Consider the following 1,041-nt stretch of genomic DNA (forward strand, 5'->3'; position numbering starts at 1 on the left):
CGTGTTGGGGTGGACGGCCCCCGACGGCATCATGATGTGCCAGAATGAGGTCGTTACAGATCTCAAGCAAGGGAGACCGTCCGTGGAAAATCTTATTCGCATTGGCATGGATACGTCAAAGAGCGTTTTCCAATTGCATGGCGTGAATGAAGCTGAACAGCCGGTGCTGCGCAAGAAGCTGCGGCGTGGCCAGGTGCTTGCCTTTTTTGCCGGGCTTTCGCCGCTGAAGGTTGGCATGGAGGCCTGCGGCGCGGCGCATTACTGGGCGCGGGAATTGCGTACGCTGGGTCATCATGTGCTGCTGCTGCCTGCGCAGCACGTGAAGCCCTATGTCCAGCGCTCCAAGTCGGATGCGGCCGATGCCGAGGCGATCTGCGAGGCGATGAGCCGGCCACGCATGCGCTTCGTTGCCGCCAAAAGCGCCGACCAGCAGGCGGCACAGATGTTAGCGAAACTGCGCGCGCAGTTCATCGGCCGGCGCACGCAGCTGGCCAATTCGATCCGCGGCTTTGCGGCGGAGTTCGGCCTGACCGCGCCCAAGGGGCTTTCCCGGCTCGGCGATCTGCTGGCCGACATTCGCATCGACGCGACGGTCCCGGACCTAGCCAGGGACATGTTCGAGACCCTGGCGCGCGACTATGCGCATATCAGCGGCGAGGTCGCCGCACTCGATGAAAAGCTGCTTACGCTGCACAAGCAGAACGAAATGAGCCAGCGGCTGGCCGCCATACCGGCGATTGGTCCTGTCGGAGCGACGCTACTGGCCATCAAGGTTACGGATGCACATGGCTTCAGATCGGGGCGCGACTTTGCCGCCTGGCTCGGACTGACACCGAAAAATCACTCGACGGCAGGTAGAAACAGGCTTGGCGTGATTACCCGCGCTGGTGACGAGATGCTGCGAAGCGTGCTGGTGGTGGGCGCCACCGCTCTCATCCAACATATGCGGCGCGGCAGCAAACGGGTTTGGCCCTGGTTACAGACCCTGATTGCGCGCAAAACCCCCAAGCTGGCAGCAGTGGCGCTGGCCAACAAGCTGGC

At 62.4% G+C, this 1,041-nt stretch carries 1 protein-coding gene; it reads left to right on the forward strand.

From position 1 onward, the window contains the following. Positions 1–82 precede the first annotated feature (82 nt). Positions 83–1,041 (forward strand): IS110 family RNA-guided transposase (locus NKJ06_RS35525; RefSeq protein WP_352636342.1); only part of this gene is annotated, 959 nt, incomplete at its 3' end.

The sequence above is a fragment of the Mesorhizobium sp. M0293 genome (assembly GCF_040321735.1).
Taxonomy (GTDB): Bacteria; Pseudomonadota; Alphaproteobacteria; order Rhizobiales; family Rhizobiaceae; genus Mesorhizobium.